This is a genomic window from Kitasatospora sp. NPDC001540 (assembly GCF_042894345.1).
Lineage (GTDB): Bacteria > Actinomycetota > Actinomycetes > Streptomycetales > Streptomycetaceae > Kitasatospora > Kitasatospora phosalacinea_C.
Map to the genome: position 1 here is coordinate 15,170 of NZ_JBIAVO010000019.1, position 16,926 is coordinate 32,095.

Sequence of the window (16,926 nt, forward strand, 5' to 3'; positions counted from 1 at the left end):
GACGACGGAGGGAACCCGACGGTGGAACGGCTCGAACGGGACGTGCGGACGATCCTCGCCCGGCTGGCGCGCAGCGCCCCCGAGGGGTGGACGGAGCTGCGCCTGGAGACGGTCGACAGCCGCCACGGGCCCGGCGCGTACGGCGAGTGGACGCTGCCGGACGGCGGTCGGCACGGCCTCCGGCCCGACCCGGAGGGCCTCGACGCCCTCGCCGCGGCGATCGCCGCCGAACGCGGCTGGCCGCGCGCCCGGCTGCACCTGGCGCACGACCCGGCCGGGCCGTACACCCTCACCGCGACGCCGGAACCCCGCGCCACCGAGGGCCGCCTGCTGGTCCTCGACCCCGACCACGTCCCTCCCGCCCCCGGCCCCGCCCAGCCCGGCTCCGTCCTGCCCCCGGCCGGGGACGCGGAGCGGGCCGTCGCGCTGCTGGCCGAGTACCGGCGTCGGGTCGCCGAACTGACCGGCCACGAGCGGCCGTTGGGCCCGCCGCTGACGTCCGGGCAGATCGCGGAGGCCGAACGCCGCCTCGGCCACCGGCTGCCGGACGACCTGCGGGCGCTCTACCGGGTCGCGAACGGCAGCGACGTCATGGCGAACGGCCTGTGGCTCGGCTACCTGCGCTGGCTGCCGCTCGACGAGGTGGTCCGGGCCCACGCCGACTGGGCGCGGTACCCGCACCGCCCCGACCACACCCGGCCGGACGAGGCCTGCGCCATGGACGAGAACGGGCCGCTCGGCACCGTCCGCCGCTGCCTGAACCACCCCGGCTGGATCCCCTTCGCCACCGCCGACGACGGCAACCACCACGCGGTCGACCTCGCCCCGGCCGAGCACGGCCGCCCCGGCCAGGTCATCGAGAGCGGCCGGGACTTCCACGGCGGCCCGCTGTACGTCGCCGACTCCGTCACCTCGCTGCTCGCCGCCTGGATCGACCTGATCGACCGGGGCGCCTACGAGATCGAGGACGCCCCCGAGGACGGCGAGGAGATCGACCCCGAGTACCCGCCCAGCCTGGAGGTCACCGAATCCGTCCGCCCGCGGGACGTCGAGCGCTCCGCCCTCGGCCCCGGCCTGCCCGCCGCCGTCTCCCCCACCCTGCTGGCGGTGACCGCCCACGGCGGGGCCGACGAGGGCCCGCTCGACCTGGCACCGCTCGCCGCCGCGCCCGGCCTGCGGGTGCTCCGGGTCCACTCCCGCACCGTCACCGGCCTCGCCACGCTGCGCCCGCTTCCGGTGGAGTTCCTGCGGGCGGGGCTGTCCGCGGGGGACGGGCTGACCGCACTGGCCGGCCACCCGCGGCTCGGCGCGCTCGACCTGGCCTGCGCGGGCCCGCTCGACCTCGCGCCGCTGCGCACCCTGCCCGCGCTGTGGTGGCTGGACCTGTCGCGGTGCGCGGTCCAGGACCTGGGCGTGCTGCGGGAGTTGGACGGGCTGCGCTACCTCGCGCTGACGGGCGCGCAGTGGGCGGAGCTGCTGGCGCGCGGCGCGCTGCCGCCCGCCCTCGCCGTCGCCCGGCTCGCGGACGGCACGGGCAGCGCGGCGGAACTCCGGGCGTGGGCCGACCGGTTCGACCCCGCGGAGGGCGAGCCGTGGCGCGTCAACGGGACGGCGGCGGTCGGCGGCTGACGGCCCGCCGGGACCGGCCGGATGTCGCGTCGGTGCAACGACCGTCACAGCTGCGCAACCGGGGCAACCGGGCGGGGCGGACCGGCGTGGTGGGCTCTGTCGGACCGGACAGGACGTCCGTCCGACGGACCTCGGAAGTGCAGGTCGGGCCGCGGGGGCGTCGACGAGCACACAGCCCGGTCCGCCCCGTCCATCCGTTCGCCAGTCCCTGGGGGGAATCCCGTCATGCGTCCCAACCGCCTCGCCGCGGCCGCCGTCCTGGCCGTCTCCGCACTCTCCCTGACCGCGTGCGACCCGGACGGCTCCGGTTCCGACGCGGCCTCCGCCCCGGCCGCCACCGCCACCGCCGCCCCGACCGGTTCGGCCACCGCGCCCGCCGGCCCGAAGCCGTCCGCCAGCCCGAAGCCGCCCGCCAGTGCGGGGAAGCCCACCGCCGCGGCCAGCGGGAAGGCCACCAAGCCCGCCGCCGACTGCACGGCGGCCGCCAACGGCACGACGGTGCTGGAGGCCACCGAGAACGCCTACGCGACGCACATCTGGATGCGCGCCAAGTCGACCACGTTCGTCTGCGGCCCCGAGGTGCCCAACGACGGCTACTGGGAGCCGCAGGGCGAAGCCCGGGTCTACGAGTTCGACAACGCCGTGAAGAGCTACCTGTTGGACGACGACCTGAAGCCCAGGGGCGTCGACCTGACCGCCTTCATGAAGGTGCAGGAGGCCTGCCTGAAGCACGCCGAGCCCGCCGCTCCGTACCGCTGCTTCGGCAACCAGTACGAGGTGAAGCTCGGCGCCCAGAACAAGGTGCTCGTCATCACCCAGCTGTACCGCCCGTGACGGCTCGCCGTCCGTGACCGCGGGCGGCGGGGCGGCAGGACGGCGGCCCGGACGCGTGGGGCGTCCGGGCCGCCGTCGTCGTTCCGCGGGCGGGAGGGGCGGTCAGGCCGCGCGGTGGCGGCGGACGGTGAGGGCGAGCAGGCCGGCCAGCGCGGAGCTGGCGGCGACGGTGAGCAGGGCGGCGGGCAGCGAGAGGGCGTCGGCCAGGAAGCCGATCACCGGCGGGCCGATCAGCATGCCCGCGTAGCCGAGGGTGGAGGCGGTGGCCACGCCCTGCGGCCCGGCGGCCGCACCGGCCTGGGCGATCGCCAGCGGGAAGACGTTGGCCAGGCCGAGGCCGACCAGGACGAAGCCCACCAGCGCCAGCGGCACGGACGGCGCCAGGGCCGCGGTCGCCATGCCCGCGCAGGCGGCCAGGCCGCCCAGCAGCATCACCCTGGTCTGGCCGAGCCGCTCGGAGAGCCAGGTGCCGGAGAGCCGGCCCGCCGTCATCGCGAAGGCGAAGGAGGCGTACCCGGCGGCGGCCGTCGAGGCGCTCGCGTGCACGTCGTCGGTCAGGTGCAGGGTGGCCCAGTCCGCCAGGGCGCCCTCGCCGTACGCGGTGCACAGGGCGATCAGGCCGAGCAGCACCACCAGCAGTCGGGCGTGCCCGGACGGGCGGGCGGTGGCGGTTTCGGTGGCGGTTCCGGCGGTGGTGCCGGAGGCGGCGGGGCGGGGGAGCGCGGCCGGGGCGCGCAGCAGCGCGGCGCCCGCGACGGCGGTCACGGCCAGGCCGAGCGCGGCGGCCGCGGCCAGGGACCAGGCGGCGCTGATCCGGCCCGCGAGCAGGCCGCCGACCGCGGCGCCGAGCAGGCCGCCGAGGCTGTAGCCCGCGTGGAAGCTCGGCATGACGGGCCGTCGCAGCTCGGCGACCAGGTCGACCGCGGCGCTGTTCATCGCCACGTTGGCCGCGCCGTACCCCGCGCCGAACAGCAGCAGCACCGCGCCGAGCGCGAGCACCGAGTGGGCGTGCGCGGGCAGCGCCGTGGCGAGCGCGAACACGGCGACCGAGGCGGTGGTGACCCGGCGCGAGCCGAAGCGCAGGCACAGCCGTCCGATCAGGGCCATGGTGGCGACCGCACCGGCCGAAATGCACAGCAGGGCCAGGCCCAGGGCGCTGTGCGAGGCGGAGACCTGGGCACGGACGTCCGGGATCCGGACCACCCAGGAGGCGAACAGGAAGCCGTCGACGGTGAAGAAGGCGGTGAGGGCGAGGCGTGCCGCCGACCAGGAGGAGCTGCGGCCGGACGGAGGGTTCGTAGGGGCAGCGGAGAGGAGGGAGGAGCGGGCTTCTGTTTTGTTCAGTAGCGGCACAAAGTCAGAATAGGGGAGTGCCGCACACACCGACAAGCCCGAATCCCGGCCAGAATCCGGGCCAGACTCCGCGTCAGCAGCCGGGGGCCTCCAAGCGGGCCGCGCCCGACCGCGGCCGCGCCCTGCTCGGACCGGCCCTGCGCCTGGTCCACACCGGACAGGCCCCCACCCGCTCCGCCCTCACCGGCGCCCTCGACGTCACCCGCGCCACCGCGGGCGCCGTCACCGGCGAACTGGAGGCGCTCGGCCTGATCACCGTCGACTCCCGTCCCGCCGGGGGCGGCCGCGGCCGCCCCTCGCACCGGCTCGCCCTCGCCGACCCCGGCCCCGCCGTCCTCGCCGCCCAACTGCACGCCGACGGCATCTCCGTCACCCTCGCCGGACTCGGCGGACGCCTCCACGACCCCGTCCACCTGCCGCTGCCCGCCGACACCTCGCCCACCGCGCTGCTCGACGCCGTCGCCGAGGCCGGGGCCCGGCTCGCCCGCGACAGCCGCCGGCGGGTCCTCGGCTTCGCCCTCGCCCTGCCCAACCCCGTCACCGAACCCGACGGCACCGTCCCCTCGTCCCTGCACTTCGCCTGGCCGCCCGGCACCCCGGTCGACGCGCTGTTCGCCGCCGCCGTCGCCCGCACCGACCCCGGCCCGCGCGCCCGCACCCCGCTGCCCACCGCCGTCGCCAACGACGCCAACCTCGCCGCCCTCGCCGAACACCGGCACGGCGCCGGACGCGGCGCCCGCCACCTGCTGCTGGTCACCTCCGGCCACCGCGGCGTCGGCGGCGCCCTGGTCATCGACGGCCGCCTGCACACCGGCAGCTCCGGCCTCGCCCTCGAGGTCGGCCACGTCACCGTCGACCCGCTCGGCCGCCCCTGCGCCTGCGGCAACCGCGGCTGCCTCAACGCCGAGACCGACACCGACGCGCTGTTCGCCGCCGCGAAGCGCCGCCCCGACCCCGACCGCCCGCTGCTCCCGCAGGCCCGCGCCCTCGCCCACGACCCGGACGCCGCCGACGCCCTCGACCACGTCGTCGACCGGCTCGGCCTCGGCCTCGCCGGACTGGTCAACATCCTCAACCCCGACCGGATCGTGCTCAGCGGCCTCCACCTCGACCTGCTCGCCGCCGCCCCCGAGCGCCTCGCCGCGGTGGTCGCCGACCGCTGCCTGTGGGGCCGCAGCGGCCGCATCCCGATCGTCCCCGCCCAGGTCGGGCACGCCGGACTGGTCGGCGCCGCGGAACTCGCCTGGGAGCCCTACCTGGACGACCCGCAGGCCGTCGCGGCGCCCTGACCCGCTCGGGGGCGGCGCCGAGGACGCGGAACGGTGCCGGGAACGCGGAACGGCGCGGGTGACGAACCGTCAACCCGCGCCGTCCGGCGTGCCCGTGGAGCGATCAGCCCTTGCCGAAGCGCAGCTTCCAGGGGGCGACCGCCGACTCCAACTGCACGCCCAGGCTCATCTTCGACATGCCCTCGACCCGCTCCTCGAAGCGGATCGGCACCTCGGAGATCCGCATGCCGCGCTTGACCACGCGGTAGTTCATCTCCACCTGGAACGAGTAGCCGTTGGACCGCACCGACGGCAGGTCGACCGCGCGCAGCGCCTGCGCCTCCCACGCCTTGAAACCGGCCGTGGCGTCCTTCACCTTCAACTGCAGGATCGCGTTGACGTAGAAGTTCGCCCACGCCGAGAGCGCCTTGCGGTGCCACGGCCACTCCGAGGCGGTCGACCCGCCCGGCACGTAGCGCGAGCCCAGCACCACCGAGGCGTCGGTGTCGGTCAGCTTCGCCACCATCTCCGGGATGGCGGTGTGCGGGTGCGACAGGTCGGCGTCCATCTGCACGACGATGTCGGCGCCGTCCTCCAGCGCCCGCGACATGCCCGCCACGTACGCCCGGCCCAAGCCGTCCTTCTCCGTGCGGTGCAGTACCGAGACGGTGCCGTCCGAGTCGGCCGCCAGCTTGTCCGCGACCTCGCCGGTGCCGTCCGGGGAGTTGTCGTCGACGACCAGGACGTGGAGGTTCTCCATGCCGAGGTCGGCCAGTCGGCCAACCAGGATCGGCAGGTTCTCCCGTTCGTTGTAGGTCGGAACAACCACGACGACCTTCGGGTGGGCCTCAGCCATGTTTTTCTTTCCTAGATGCCGTACCAGCCGGATGCGGCAGTCTAGCGTTTCTCCCCTTACGTCCGTTCCACGGGGCTCCCCTCCCCGCTCGCGGGCGCCCCGGGAATCCGCCCCCGGGCCCGTCCGTTCAGCAGGCATGACCCACACCGCACCGTCCCACGGCGCCGAACCGCTGGAGTACGCCGCCTTCACCGCCGACCCCGCGGGCGGCAATCCCGCCGGAGTCGTCCTGGACGCCACCGGGCTCGACGACGCCCGCCAACTCGCCCTCGCCGCCCGGCTCGGACACTCCGAGACCGCCTTCCTCACCGCCGACCCGGACCGGCCGCGGGGCTACGCCGTCCGCTACTTCAGCCCGCTCGCCGAAGTCCCGTTCTGCGGCCACGCGACCATCGCCGCCGCGGTCGCCCTCGCCGAACGGCACGGCCCCGGCGAGTTCCACTTCACCACCCCGGCGGGGGCCGTCCCCGTCACCGTCACGGGTGACGCCGCCACCGGCTACCGGGCCACCCTCACCAGCGTCCCCGCCACCGTCGCGGACGCCGAACCGCAGGACGTCGCCGAGGCCCTGACCGCCCTGCGCTGGCGCCCCGAGGAGCTCGACCCCCGCCTCCCGCCCCGGATCGCCCACGCCGGAGCCCGCCACCTCGTCCTCGCCGCCGCCACCCGGGCCCGGCTCGCCGACCTCGACTACGACTTCGACGCGCTCGCCGCGCTGATGCGGCGGCTCGACCTGACCACCCTCCAACTGGTCTGGGAGCAGGACGCCACCACCTACCACGTCCGCGACCCCTTCCCGGTCGGCGGCATCGTCGAGGACCCCGTCACCGGCGCGGCCGCCGCCGCCTTCGGCGGCTACCTCCGCGAGCTGCGCGGCCTCACCACCGCCCGCCTCACCCTCCACCAGGGCGAGGACCTCGGGCGTCCGGGGGTCCTCACCGTCGACCTCACCGAGGGCGACAGCCGGGTCCGGGTCACGGGGCGGGCGGTGCGGATGTAGCTCCGCGAGGGGTGCTGTTCAGGCGGCCCGAAGCAGCACGGACCTTCGGTGGGCTCCGACCGGCAGCAGCTCGGACTCGCCGTTCCCCGAGCCCCTGAATGCGCGCCCTCCGAGCCCCTGATTGCGCGCCCCGCCGCCCTTGCCGGTACTCCGGGGGGAGTACGCGTGTCCGCTCCGGCGGGACGATGGTGGGGCGCGGGGGTGTGGTTAGCCTTCGGGTATGGGCGAATCGCGGCTGCTGTGGGTGCCACCGTGGGTGCGGGCGGCGAAGGCCGGGTGGCCGGTGGCGGGGGCCGCGGTGGTGGCGGTGGCGCAGGTGGCGGGGACGACGCTGGCGGGGCGGCACCAGGACGGGCGGGTGCCGCTGGACGGCTGGGGCTACCTGCTGCTGCTGGTCGGGCCCGCGCTGCTGGTGCTGCGGCGCAGGTGGCCCGCGGCGACGGTGGTGGCGGTCACGGCCGTCACCGCCGGGTACCTGTGGGCCGGGTACCCGTACGGGCCGTCGTTCCTGGCGATGGTGGTGGCGTTCTTCGGGGCGGTGCGGCACGGGCACCGGCGGGCCGCGTGGCTGAGCGCCGGGGTCTTCTACCTGGTGCACCTGCTGGTGGGCTACGTGCTGCCGGACGGCTGGCAGCGGGCCGCGGACCACGGCGCGCGGGGCTGGCAGGAGCTCGGCGTCACGGCCTGGCTGCTGCTGGTCTTCGCCGGGGCGGAGCTGGCCAGGTTCCGGCAGGAGCGGATCGTCGCGGTGCGGGCCGCCGAGGAGGAGGCCCGGGCCCGCCGCAACGACGAGGAGCGGCTGCGGATGGCCCGCGAACTGCACGACATCCTGGCCCACTCGATCTCGCTGATCCACGTGCAGGCCGGGGTCGCCCTGGAACTCCTGGACGCCCGCCCCGAACAGGCCCGCGACGCCCTGACCACCATCAAGGCGACCAGCAAGGAGGCGCTCGGCGAGGTCCGCCAGGTGCTGGGCACCCTCCGCGGTCCCGGCGCGACCGCGCCCCGCACCCCCGCCCCCGGGCTGGAACGCCTCGACGAACTCGTCGAACAGGCCGGGCACGCCGGGCTGGCGGTCACCGTCGAACGGCGCGGCCGGGCGGCCCGGGCGGGGGCGGGGCTGGAACTGGCCGCGTTCCGGATCGTCCAGGAGGCGCTGACCAACGTGCTGCGGCACTCCACCGCCCGCACCGCCACCGTCGAACTCGCCTGGGACCGCGACGGACTCACCGTCACCGTCGCCGATCCCGGCCCGCCCGGCGGCGGCGACGCGGGCGGCAGCGGCAGCGGACTGACCGGCATGCGCGAACGCGCCGCCGCGCTCGGCGGCAGCGCCGAGGCCGGACCGGACGCGGCCGGCGGCTGGCGGGTCCGGGCCCGGCTGCCGCTGGCGGAGAACGGCGCGGGGAACGGCGCGGGTAACGGCTCCGAGACCGGGGGGACGGCGTGATCAGGGTGCTGCTGGCCGACGACCAGACCCTCGTCCGGGCCGGGTTCCGGGCCCTGATCGACGCCCAGCCCGACCTGCAGGCCGTGGGCGAGGCCGAGGACGGCGAACGGGCCCTCGCGCTGGCCCGCGAACTGCGGCCGGACGTGGTGCTGATGGACATCCGGATGCCCCGCCTGGACGGCCTGGCCGCGACCCGGCGGATCTGCGCCGACCCGGAACTCGCCGACGTCCGGGTGGTGGTGCTCACCACCTTCGAGCTCGACGAGTACGTCTTCGAGGCGCTGCGGGCGGGCGCCGCCGGGTTCCTGGTCAAGGACACCGAACCCGGCGACCTGCTGCGCGCCGTCCGGGTCGCCGCCGCGGGCGACGCCCTGCTCTCCCCGGGCGTCACCCGCCGCCTGATCGGCGAGTTCGCCGCCCGCTCCAAGGAACCCTCCACCGCCCGCCTCGACGTCCTCACCGAGCGCGAGCGCGAAGTCCTCGCCCTGGTCGGCCTCGGACTCACCAACGAGGACATCGCCCGCCGCCTGGTGGTCAGCCCCCTCACGGCCAAGACCCACGTCAGCCGGACGATGGTCAAGCTCGGCGCCCGCGACCGGGCCCAACTGGTGGTGCTGGCCTACGAGTCGGGGCTGGTGCGGCCGGGGTGGCTGGGGTAGTGCGGGTGGGGCTGCTCCGGGGGGAGTAGGGCGGGTGCCGCCCGGTGGGGGACGTGCCGGGCGGGGGCGCGGGGGGACGGTGGAGGGGCCGGTGAGGAGCCGGGTTCTCGACCGAAGGGGATGAGCGGTGATGGTGGCGTTGCTGGCCGACGGATGGCACGGGCCCGGGCCGTGGGTGCTGGTGTTCCCGGTGTTCTGGCTGCTGGTGGTGGTGCTGGTGGTGACGGTGCTGCGGCGGGCCGGGTGGCGGCGGCGCGGGTGGTGCGGCGGGGGCGGGGAGCACGCTCCGCTGGCGGTGCTGGGGCGGCGGTACGCGCAGGGGGAGATCGACGCGGCGGAGTACCGGGAGCGCCGGGCCGTCCTGACCGAGGAGCACCGCGCGGACGGGGGGAAGCGGTGACGGCCGCGGCCCGGGTCGAGGAGGCCGTGAAGGAGTACGGCGCGGGGGAGACCCGGGTACGGGCGCTGGACGGCGTCAGCGTGGAGTTCGCGGCGGCCCGGTTCACGGCCGTGATGGGGCCGTCCGGTTCGGGCAAGTCCACCCTGATGCACTGCGCGGCGGGCCTGGACACCCTGAGCGGCGGCCGGGCCTGGCTGGGGGAGACCGAGCTGTCCGGGCTGGGCGACCGGGAGTTGACGCTGCTGCGCCGGGAGCGGATCGGGTTCGTCTTCCAGGCGTTCAACCTGCTGCCGACGCTCACCGTCCGGGAGAACATCACCCTGCCGCTGGACCTCGGCGGCGCCGCCCCCGACCGGGAGTGGCTGGACGCGCTGATCGACGTGGTCGGCCTCGGCGACCGCCTGCGGCACCGGCCGAGCCAGCTCTCCGGCGGCCAGCAGCAGCGCGTCGCGGTGGCCCGGGCGCTGGCGGGGCGCCCCGCGGTGGTGTTCGCCGACGAGCCGACCGGCAACCTGGACTCCCGCAGCGGCGGCGAGGTGCTGGGCCTGCTGCGCTCCGCGGTGGACACCATGCGGCAGTCGGTGGTGATGGTCACCCACGACCCGGCGGCCGCCGCGTACGCCGACACGGTGCTGTTCCTCGCCGACGGCCGCCTGGTCGACACCATGCGGCAGCCCACCGCCGACCGGGTGCTGGACCGGATGAAGGCCTTCGACGGCCGCCGCGGCAAGGCGGCGGCCCGGTGAACGCGAGCGTGCGGATCGGGGCGCGCTCGCTGCTCGCCCACCGGCGCCGGCTGTTCGGCACCGTGCTGTCGATCGTCCTGGGCGTGGCGTTCCTGACCGGCACGATGGTGCTGGGCGACACCCTGCGGGCCAACTTCGACACCCTGTTCGCGGACGCCAACGCGGGCACCGACGCGGTCGTCCGCAGCGCCCGGGTGCTGGACGCGCCCAACGTCCCCGGCGGGGTCCGGGCCCCGCTGGAGGAGTCGCTGACCGCGAAGCTGCGCTCGGCGCCCGGGGTGAGCGCCGCCGAGCCCTCGGTGCAGGGCGCGGGCCAGCTGATCGGCGCCGACGGCAAGCCGGTCGGCGGGCAGGGCCCGCCCACCCTGGCCGGGAACTGGATCGACGACCCGAAGCTCAACCCGTACCGGCTCGCCGAGGGCCGCGCGCCCGCCGCGCCCGGCGAGGCGGTGGTCAACCGGGGCGCGGCGAAGGCGGGCGGGCTGAAGGTCGGCGACAGCACGGTGCTGCGCACCCCCGACCCGGTGCGGATCACCGTGGTCGGCATCGCGACCTTCGGCGCCGACGCTGACGGCATGGGCCCCAGCACCTTCACCGCGCTGACCCTCGCCGACGCCCAGGCCCACCTGACGCCCAGGGGCACCGGGCAGGTCTCCACCGTCCGGCTGCGCTCGGACACCCTCAGCCAGCGCCAACTGGTCGACGAGATCGGCCCGTTGCTGCCGGACGGGGTGGAGGCGCTGACCGGCGCGGACGCCACCGCGCAGTCCACCGCCGACGTCTCCGGCCGCTTCCTGAGCCTGTTCACCACCCTGCTGCTGGTGTTCGCCGGGGTCGCCCTGCTGGTCGCGACCTTCACCATCCACAACACCTTCGCCATCGTCACCGCCCAGCGCACCCGGGAGAACGCCCTGCTGCGCGCCCTCGGCGCCGGCCGCGGCCAGGTGCTCGGCACCACCCTCGGCGAGGCGCTCGCGATCGGCGTGCTCGCCTCCGGGCTCGGCCTGCTCGGCGGCTTCGGCGTCGCCGCCGGGCTGAAGGCGCTGTTCGCCGCGATCGGGTTCACCCTGCCCACCGGCGGCACCGTGCTGCACCCCGCGACGATCCTGCTGCCGCTGCTCACCGGCACCCTGGTCGCCGCCGGGTCCGCGCTGGCCCCCGCCCTGCGCGCCGCCCGCACCGCCCCGCTCGCCGCCCTGCGCGACACCGCCGTGGACGCCTCGGCGCAGGGCCGGAGCGCCCTGGTGCGGAAGGCGGTCGGCACGGTGCTGGTGGTCGGCGCCCTGCCCGCCGTCGTCCTCGGGGCGACCCGCGGCCCCTCGCTGGCGCTGACCGTCGGCGGGGCGCTGGGCCTGCTCGCCGGGACGGTCGTGCTCGGGCCGGTCGCCGCGGTGCTCGCCGTCCGGGTGCTGGGCGCGCCGCTGCCCCGGCTGCGCGGCGTCACCGGCGCGCTGGCCCGCCGCAACGCGGCCCGCAACCCCGGGCGGACGGCCGCCACCGCGACCGCGCTGATGGTCGGCGTCGCCGTGGTCACCCTGTTCACCGTGTTCGGCGCCTCGGTCAAGGCGACCCTGGACGACACCGTCTCCCGCTCCTTCGCGGGCGACCTCGCCGTCACCGCCCCCGCGACCGGGGCCGGGGGCAGCGGCGTCTCGCCGAAGCTCGCCCCCGCCGTCGCCGCGCTCCCCGAGGTCCGCACCGCGGTCGGCCTCGGCCGGGGCATCGCCCAGGTCGACGGCCACGGCGCCCGGTTGGGCGTCGCCGACCCGCTCGCGCTGGCGCAGGTCACCGACCTCGGCCGGGTCGACGGCTCGCTCGCCGGCCTCGGCACCGACGGCCTGGCCGTCTCCCGTCCCGAGGCCGAGGCGCACGGCTGGCGGGTCGGCTCGACCGTGCGGCTGCGGTTCACCGACACCACCGCCGCCTTCACCGTCCGCGCCCTCTACGCGGGCGGCGGCGTCGCCGGGGACTACCTGATCAGCCGTCAGGCCTGGGAGCCGCACCGCGTCCAGGACGCCGACACGCTGGTCGCCGTCGCCCTGCGGCCCGGGGTCACGATCGAGCAGGGCCGGGCCGCGATCGGGCGGATCGCCGCGGAGTACGGCAACCCGCGGGTGCAGACCCGGGCCGAGTACGCGGAGAGCTCCGCCTCGGGCGTCGACATGATGCTCTCGGTGGTCTACGCGCTGCTCGCGCTCGCCGTGCTGATCGCGCTGCTCGGCATCGCCAACACGCTGACCCTGGCCGTCCACGAGCGGACCCGCGAACTCGGCCTGCTGCGCGCCGTCGGGCAGACCCGGGCCCAGCTGCGGGCCATGGTGCGCTGGGAGTCGGTGCTGGTCGCCGCGTTCGGCACGGCGGGCGGGCTGGTCCTCGGCGCGCTGCTCGGCTGGGCGCTCACCCGGGCCTCCGACGGCGCCGGGACGGGCTCCTTCGCGCTGCCCGCCGGGCGGCTGGCCGTGATCGCCCTGGTCGGGCTGGCCGCCGGGGCGCTGGCCGGGCTGCGGCCCGCCGCGCGGGCGGCGAGGCTGGACGTCCTGCGGGCGGTGGCGGGCGACTGACGCCCCGCCGGCCCCGGCTTCCCCACCCGTGCGCACCCGTACGCATAAGAAGAAGCTGGGGCCACCGTAACCGTCACTTATCGTAGTTGACTGTTACACTCGGTGGCGTACCGGCGGTGGTGAGGAGAGTGGCGCGATGAGCGATCAGACCCAGGACGTGGATCGGACCGACCCCGAGTACCGGGCCTGGCTGAAGGAGGCCGTCCGCCGGGTGCAGGCCGACGCCAACCGCTCCGCCGACACCCACCTGCTGCGCTTCCCGCTGCCCGCCGACTGGGGCATCGACCTGTACCTCAAGGACGAGTCGACGCACCCCACCGGGAGCCTGAAGCACCGGCTGGCCCGCTCGCTGTTCCTTTACGGGCTGTGCAACGGCTGGATCCGGCCCGGCGCCCCGGTCATCGAGGCGTCCAGCGGCTCCACCGCCGTCTCCGAGGCGTACTTCGCCCAGCTGATCGGCGTCCCGTTCGTCGCCGTGATGGCCCGCAGCACCAGCCGCGCCAAGATCGAGCTGATCGAGTTCCACGGCGGGCGATGTCACCTGGTCGACAACGCGGGCGAGGTCTACGCCGCGGCCGCCGCGCTCGCCGCCGAGACCGGCGGCCACTACATGGACCAGTTCACCTACGCCGAGCGGGCCACCGACTGGCGCGGCAACAACAACATCGCCGAGTCGGTCTTCGCCCAGCTGAAGCTGGAACCCCACCCCGAACCCGCCTGGATCGTCGCCACCGCGGGCACCGGCGGCACCTCCGCGACCATCGCCCGGTACGTCCACTACATGCAGTACGACACCCGGATCTGCGTCGCCGACCCGGAGAACTCCTGCTTCTTCGAGGGCTGGGTGCACCACGACCCCGACGCGCGCTGCCCCAGCGGCTCCCGGATCGAGGGCATCGGCCGCCCCCGGATGGAGCCCTCCTTCGTGCCCGGCGCGATCGACCGGATGATGAAGGTCCCCGACGCGGCCTCGATCGCCGCCGTCCACCTGCTCGCCGACGTCCTCGGCAAGAAGGCCGGCGCCTCCACCGGCACGGGCCTGTGGAGCGCCCTGCGGATCGTCGCCGAGATGCGCCGCGAGGGCCGCAGCGGCAGCGTCGTCACGCTGATCTGCGACCCGGGCGACCGGTACCTCGACAAGTACTACTCGGACGGGTGGCTGGCCGCCGAGCGGATCGACCCCCGACCGCACCGCGCCGCCCTCGAGGAGTTCCTCGCGGGCGGCGACTGGGCGGAGGGCTGAGGGCCGGTCAGTTGGCCCTGCTGCTCCGCTCGGTGAGCAGCAGGACGGCGGTGACCACCACGAAGACCGCGGTGGCGAAGTGGACGCCGAAGGCCGTCGCGGTGCTGCCGTGGTGCACCAGGATGGTGGTGGCGTCGCCGAACGGGGTGACCGACTCGGCCAGCAGCGCCCAGCCGAGCGCCCGGCGGTGGCCGGTCAGCAGCAGGGCCAGCGGGACGAGGCCGGAGACGATGTCCCGGACGCCCTTGACGGTGAGGAAGTCGGCGGCCTCGCCCCGCGGCCACACCGGCATGCCGAAGCCGGAGGCGGTGTGTTCCGGGGCGAACAGGTAGCTGACGCCGACGTAGCCGATGCCCAGCGCGACCAGGACCGTGAAGACGGTGGCGAGGTTGACGCGCAGGCGGCCGCTGGCCTTCGGAGCGGTGGCGGTGGTGGTGAGCGCGGACATGGTGGTTCCCCCTGCTGGTGTGAGTGGCGCGAAGTGGTCTGCGCCGCCGCTTGGTTAGCGGCGCTAGCGACAAGAATGATGCTAGACCGACAGTCCGTCAGATGTCTAGCGATGCTAGGATTCCGTTCATGGCTATCAAGGAACGCCGGGCGCGCGAACGCGCCGAACGCGAACAGCTGATCGTCCGGGCCGCCCGCGAACTCGCCGAGGCCGAGGGCTGGGACGCCGTCACCACCCGCCGCCTCGCCGAGCGCATCGAGTACAGCCAGCCCGTCCTGTACAGCCACTTCAGCGGCAAGGACGCCATCGTCGCCGCCGTCGCGGTCGAGGGCTGCGCCGAACTCGCCACCCTGCTGCGCGCCGCCGCCGCGGACGTCACCGACCCGCGCGAGGCGTTCGCCGCCGTCGCCCGCGCCTACCTCGCCTTCGCCGAGGCCAACCCCGCCCTCTACGACGCGATCTTCACCCTCCCCAGCACCCTCCCCTTCGGCACCCCCGAGGCCCCCGCCCCCCTGCACGCCGCCTTCGCCGCCATCGCCGAACCCGCCACCCGCAGCGCCAAGGCCTCCGGCCACGACCCCGGCGGCTACACCGAACTCGCCTGGTCCGCCCTGCACGGCATGGTCACCCTCGCCCGCAACGGCCGCCTGCGCCCCGACCTCGACCAGCCCCGCATCGACGCCTTCACCGCGGTCTTCTGACCTCCGGCCCCGGGCCCCGGCGTCCGGTGCCTCACAGGCGCAGCGTCCCGGCGAGCAGGTCGGTGAAGGCGGTGGTGAGGCGGTCGGGGCGGCTGCGGGTGTAGGCGGCGAGCGGGCGGCGGACCGGGGGGTCGGGGCGCAGGACGGCGGCGTCCAGGGCGGGCGGGAGGACGGTGGCGGGGACGAGCGCGGGGCCGAGACCGGCGGCGGCCAGGACGGGGGCGGCGGAGGTCTGCTCGGTGCGGACGGCCGCGCGGGGGAGGAACCCGACCCGGGCGCAGGCGGCGTCCAGGACTTCGGCCAGGCCGTGCCCGGGGGCGTAGTGCACCCAGTCGCGCTCGGCGAGGGCGGCGAGCGGCAGGACGCCGCCGGGGGCCGCGGCCAGCGGGTCGTCGGCGGGGAGCACGAGGGCGAACTCCTCGACGCCCAACTCCCGTACCGGACCCTCCCAGTCGTCCAGCAGCGGGCCCACCGCGAGGTCGGCCCGCCCGGCGGCGGTCGCGGCGCGCAGCAGCTCCTCGTGCGGGTACTCGCGCAGCCGGACCCGCACCCCGGGGTGGCGGGCCCGCCAGGCCCTGAGCACCGGCGGCAGCAGGCCGAGCGCGACCGAGTGGACGGCGGCGACCTCCAACTCGCCCTCCTCCAGGCCGGTGGCGCGCCGGGCCGCCGCGTGCAGGCGCCCGGCGTCGGCCAGCACGGCGCGGGCGTGCGGGAGGACGGCCCGGCCGAGCGGGGTGAGCCGGACGGCGCGCGGCAGGCGCTCCAGCAGCGGGCCGCCGAGCGCGCCCTCCAGGGCGCGGACCTGGTGGGACAGGGCGGGCTGGGTGACGTGCAGTCGGCCGGCGGCCCGGGTGAAGGAGCCGGTGTCGACCACGGTGACCAGGTACTCGAGCTGCCGGAGCGTTGCCATGCACGGAGTTTATCGATCCGGTCGAAAACAGGCCTTGGACCTATCGGTGCAGGTGGGCGCAGGGTGGTCTCCGGGCCGGGAACACCCCCGGCCGCCGAAGGAGGAGATCCACGTGTCCGTTCCGCCGTCCGTCCCGCTCTCCGGCCGCCGCCTGGCCGTCATCGGCGCCGGGTCCCGCACCGGCCGCCACCTGGCCCGCGCCGCCTCCGCCGCCGGGGCGGAGTTGGTGCTGGCGGGTCCCGACCCGCGCAAGCTGGAGTGGACGGCGGGCGAGCTGTCCGGCCCGTCCACCGTGCTGCCCGTCGACCTGACCGACGAGTCCTCGATCGCGGCGTTCGCCGCCCGGCTGGGCCGCTTCGACCACCTGGTGTCCACCGCCGGGCTGCCCGCCAACGGGCCGCTCGCCGACCTGCGACTCGCCGACGTGCGACGGGCGTTCGACGCCAAGGTGATCGGCCCGCTGCTGCTCGCCAAGCACCTCGCCCCGCAGGCCGCCGAGGACGGCTCGTTCACCTTCTTCTCCGGCGTCGCCGCCTGGCGTCCCGCCCCCGCCCGCACCGTGATGGCCACCACCAACGGCGCCCTGGCCTTCCTCGTCCGGGCCCTGGCCGTCGAGATCGCCCCCCTGAGGGTCAACGCGATCTCCCCCGGCATCGTCGACACCGGCTCCTGGGACGGCCTGGGCGCCGACAAGGACGCCTTCCTGCGCGCCGTCGCCGCCCGCAACCCCGCCCGCCGGGTCGGCACCCCGGACGACCTGGTCAAGGCCGTCCTGCACGCGATCGACAACCCGTACGTCACCGGCACCGTCCTGCACGTGGACGGCGGCGGCCGCCTGGTCTGAGCGCGGGCTCGACCCTGACGCCGG

Annotated in this window: 16 protein-coding genes; 12 read left to right on the forward strand and 4 right to left on the reverse strand. The window is 76.1% G+C overall.

Annotated features, from left to right (window positions below; translation table 11 throughout):
• The first annotated feature begins 21 nt into the window (after positions 1 to 21).
• Both ACFY00_RS22075 and ACFY00_RS22080 read left to right on the forward strand, forming a co-directional pair.
• On the forward strand, positions 22 to 1,629 hold the full coding sequence (locus ACFY00_RS22075) for an SMI1/KNR4 family protein (protein WP_388033156.1): 1,608 nt from the start codon (positions 22 to 24) through the stop codon (positions 1,627 to 1,629).
• Positions 1,630 to 1,854: 225 nt separating this feature from the next.
• Positions 1,855 to 2,463 carry a hypothetical protein gene (locus ACFY00_RS22080; protein WP_388033157.1) on the forward strand — a complete coding sequence of 203 codons (609 nt, stop codon included), beginning with the start codon at positions 1,855 to 1,857 and terminating at the stop codon, positions 2,461 to 2,463.
• Positions 2,464 to 2,565: 102 nt separating this feature from the next.
• Here the strand turns inward: ACFY00_RS22080 and ACFY00_RS22085 are convergent, their stop codons facing one another.
• Positions 2,566 to 3,816, reverse strand: coding sequence for an MFS transporter (locus tag ACFY00_RS22085; RefSeq protein WP_388033158.1), 1,251 nt, complete (start codon positions 3,814 to 3,816; stop codon positions 2,566 to 2,568).
• A 122-nt stretch (positions 3,817 to 3,938) separates the two neighbouring features.
• On the opposite strand from ACFY00_RS22085, the gene ACFY00_RS22090 reads away from it, so the two are divergent.
• The gene (locus ACFY00_RS22090; protein ID WP_388033273.1) at positions 3,939 to 5,105 is read left to right on the forward strand and encodes an ROK family protein; all 1,167 of its coding nucleotides are present in this window, start codon (positions 3,939 to 3,941) and stop codon (positions 5,103 to 5,105) included.
• Positions 5,106 to 5,208: 103 nt separating this feature from the next.
• Here the strand turns inward: ACFY00_RS22090 and ACFY00_RS22095 are convergent, their stop codons facing one another.
• Complete coding sequence (locus tag ACFY00_RS22095; RefSeq protein WP_388033159.1) at positions 5,209 to 5,940, reverse strand: polyprenol monophosphomannose synthase; 732 nt, start codon at positions 5,938 to 5,940, stop codon at positions 5,209 to 5,211.
• A gap of 136 nt (positions 5,941 to 6,076) precedes the next feature.
• Here ACFY00_RS22095 and ACFY00_RS22100 point away from each other — a divergent pair, with 136 nt between their 5' ends.
• From ACFY00_RS22100 to ACFY00_RS22130, 7 genes are all read left to right on the forward strand, one after another.
• Complete coding sequence (locus tag ACFY00_RS22100; RefSeq protein ID WP_388033160.1) at positions 6,077 to 6,940, forward strand: PhzF family phenazine biosynthesis protein; 864 nt, start codon at positions 6,077 to 6,079, stop codon at positions 6,938 to 6,940.
• Positions 6,941 to 7,160: 220 nt separating this feature from the next.
• The gene (locus ACFY00_RS22105; RefSeq protein WP_388033161.1) at positions 7,161 to 8,390 is read left to right on the forward strand and encodes a sensor histidine kinase; all 1,230 of its coding nucleotides are present in this window, start codon (positions 7,161 to 7,163) and stop codon (positions 8,388 to 8,390) included.
• Positions 8,387 to 9,049, forward strand: a complete 663-nt coding sequence (locus ACFY00_RS22110; protein WP_388033162.1) for a response regulator — start codon at positions 8,387 to 8,389, stop codon at positions 9,047 to 9,049. Before ACFY00_RS22105 ends, ACFY00_RS22110 begins: the two co-directional genes overlap by 4 nt.
• A gap of 130 nt (positions 9,050 to 9,179) precedes the next feature.
• Entirely contained in the window at positions 9,180 to 9,449 is a 270-nt protein-coding gene (locus ACFY00_RS22115; RefSeq protein ID WP_388033163.1) for an SHOCT domain-containing protein, read from the forward strand.
• Positions 9,446 to 10,195: an ABC transporter ATP-binding protein gene (locus ACFY00_RS22120; RefSeq protein WP_388033164.1), complete on the forward strand. Its 750-nt coding sequence runs from the start codon at positions 9,446 to 9,448 to the stop codon at positions 10,193 to 10,195. Before ACFY00_RS22115 ends, ACFY00_RS22120 begins: the two co-directional genes overlap by 4 nt.
• Positions 10,192 to 12,756 (forward strand): FtsX-like permease family protein, encoded by a 2,565-nt coding sequence (locus ACFY00_RS22125; protein ID WP_388033165.1) that lies wholly within the window; start codon positions 10,192 to 10,194, stop codon positions 12,754 to 12,756. The genes ACFY00_RS22120 and ACFY00_RS22125 overlap by 4 nt, the downstream gene beginning before the upstream one ends.
• Before the next feature lie 136 nt (positions 12,757 to 12,892).
• Complete coding sequence (locus ACFY00_RS22130) at positions 12,893 to 13,999, forward strand: PLP-dependent cysteine synthase family protein (RefSeq protein ID WP_388033166.1); 1,107 nt, start codon at positions 12,893 to 12,895, stop codon at positions 13,997 to 13,999.
• Positions 14,000 to 14,006: 7 nt separating this feature from the next.
• On the opposite strand, the gene ACFY00_RS22135 is transcribed toward ACFY00_RS22130, so the two are convergent.
• Entirely contained in the window at positions 14,007 to 14,447 is a 441-nt protein-coding gene (locus ACFY00_RS22135) for a DUF4267 domain-containing protein (protein ID WP_388033167.1), read from the reverse strand.
• Positions 14,448 to 14,575: 128 nt separating this feature from the next.
• Between ACFY00_RS22135 and ACFY00_RS22140 the strand changes: the two genes are divergently transcribed.
• A complete protein-coding gene (locus tag ACFY00_RS22140) occupies positions 14,576 to 15,148 on the forward strand; it encodes a TetR/AcrR family transcriptional regulator (RefSeq protein ID WP_388033168.1) in 573 nt (190 codons plus the stop codon).
• A 31-nt stretch (positions 15,149 to 15,179) separates the two neighbouring features.
• On the opposite strand, the gene ACFY00_RS22145 is transcribed toward ACFY00_RS22140, so the two are convergent.
• A complete protein-coding gene (locus ACFY00_RS22145) occupies positions 15,180 to 16,058 on the reverse strand; it encodes a LysR family transcriptional regulator (protein WP_388033169.1) in 879 nt (292 codons plus the stop codon).
• A gap of 112 nt (positions 16,059 to 16,170) precedes the next feature.
• Here ACFY00_RS22145 and ACFY00_RS22150 point away from each other — a divergent pair, with 112 nt between their 5' ends.
• Positions 16,171 to 16,902 (forward strand): SDR family oxidoreductase, encoded by a 732-nt coding sequence (locus ACFY00_RS22150; RefSeq protein WP_388033170.1) that lies wholly within the window; start codon positions 16,171 to 16,173, stop codon positions 16,900 to 16,902.
• Positions 16,903 to 16,926: the final 24 nt, after the last annotated feature.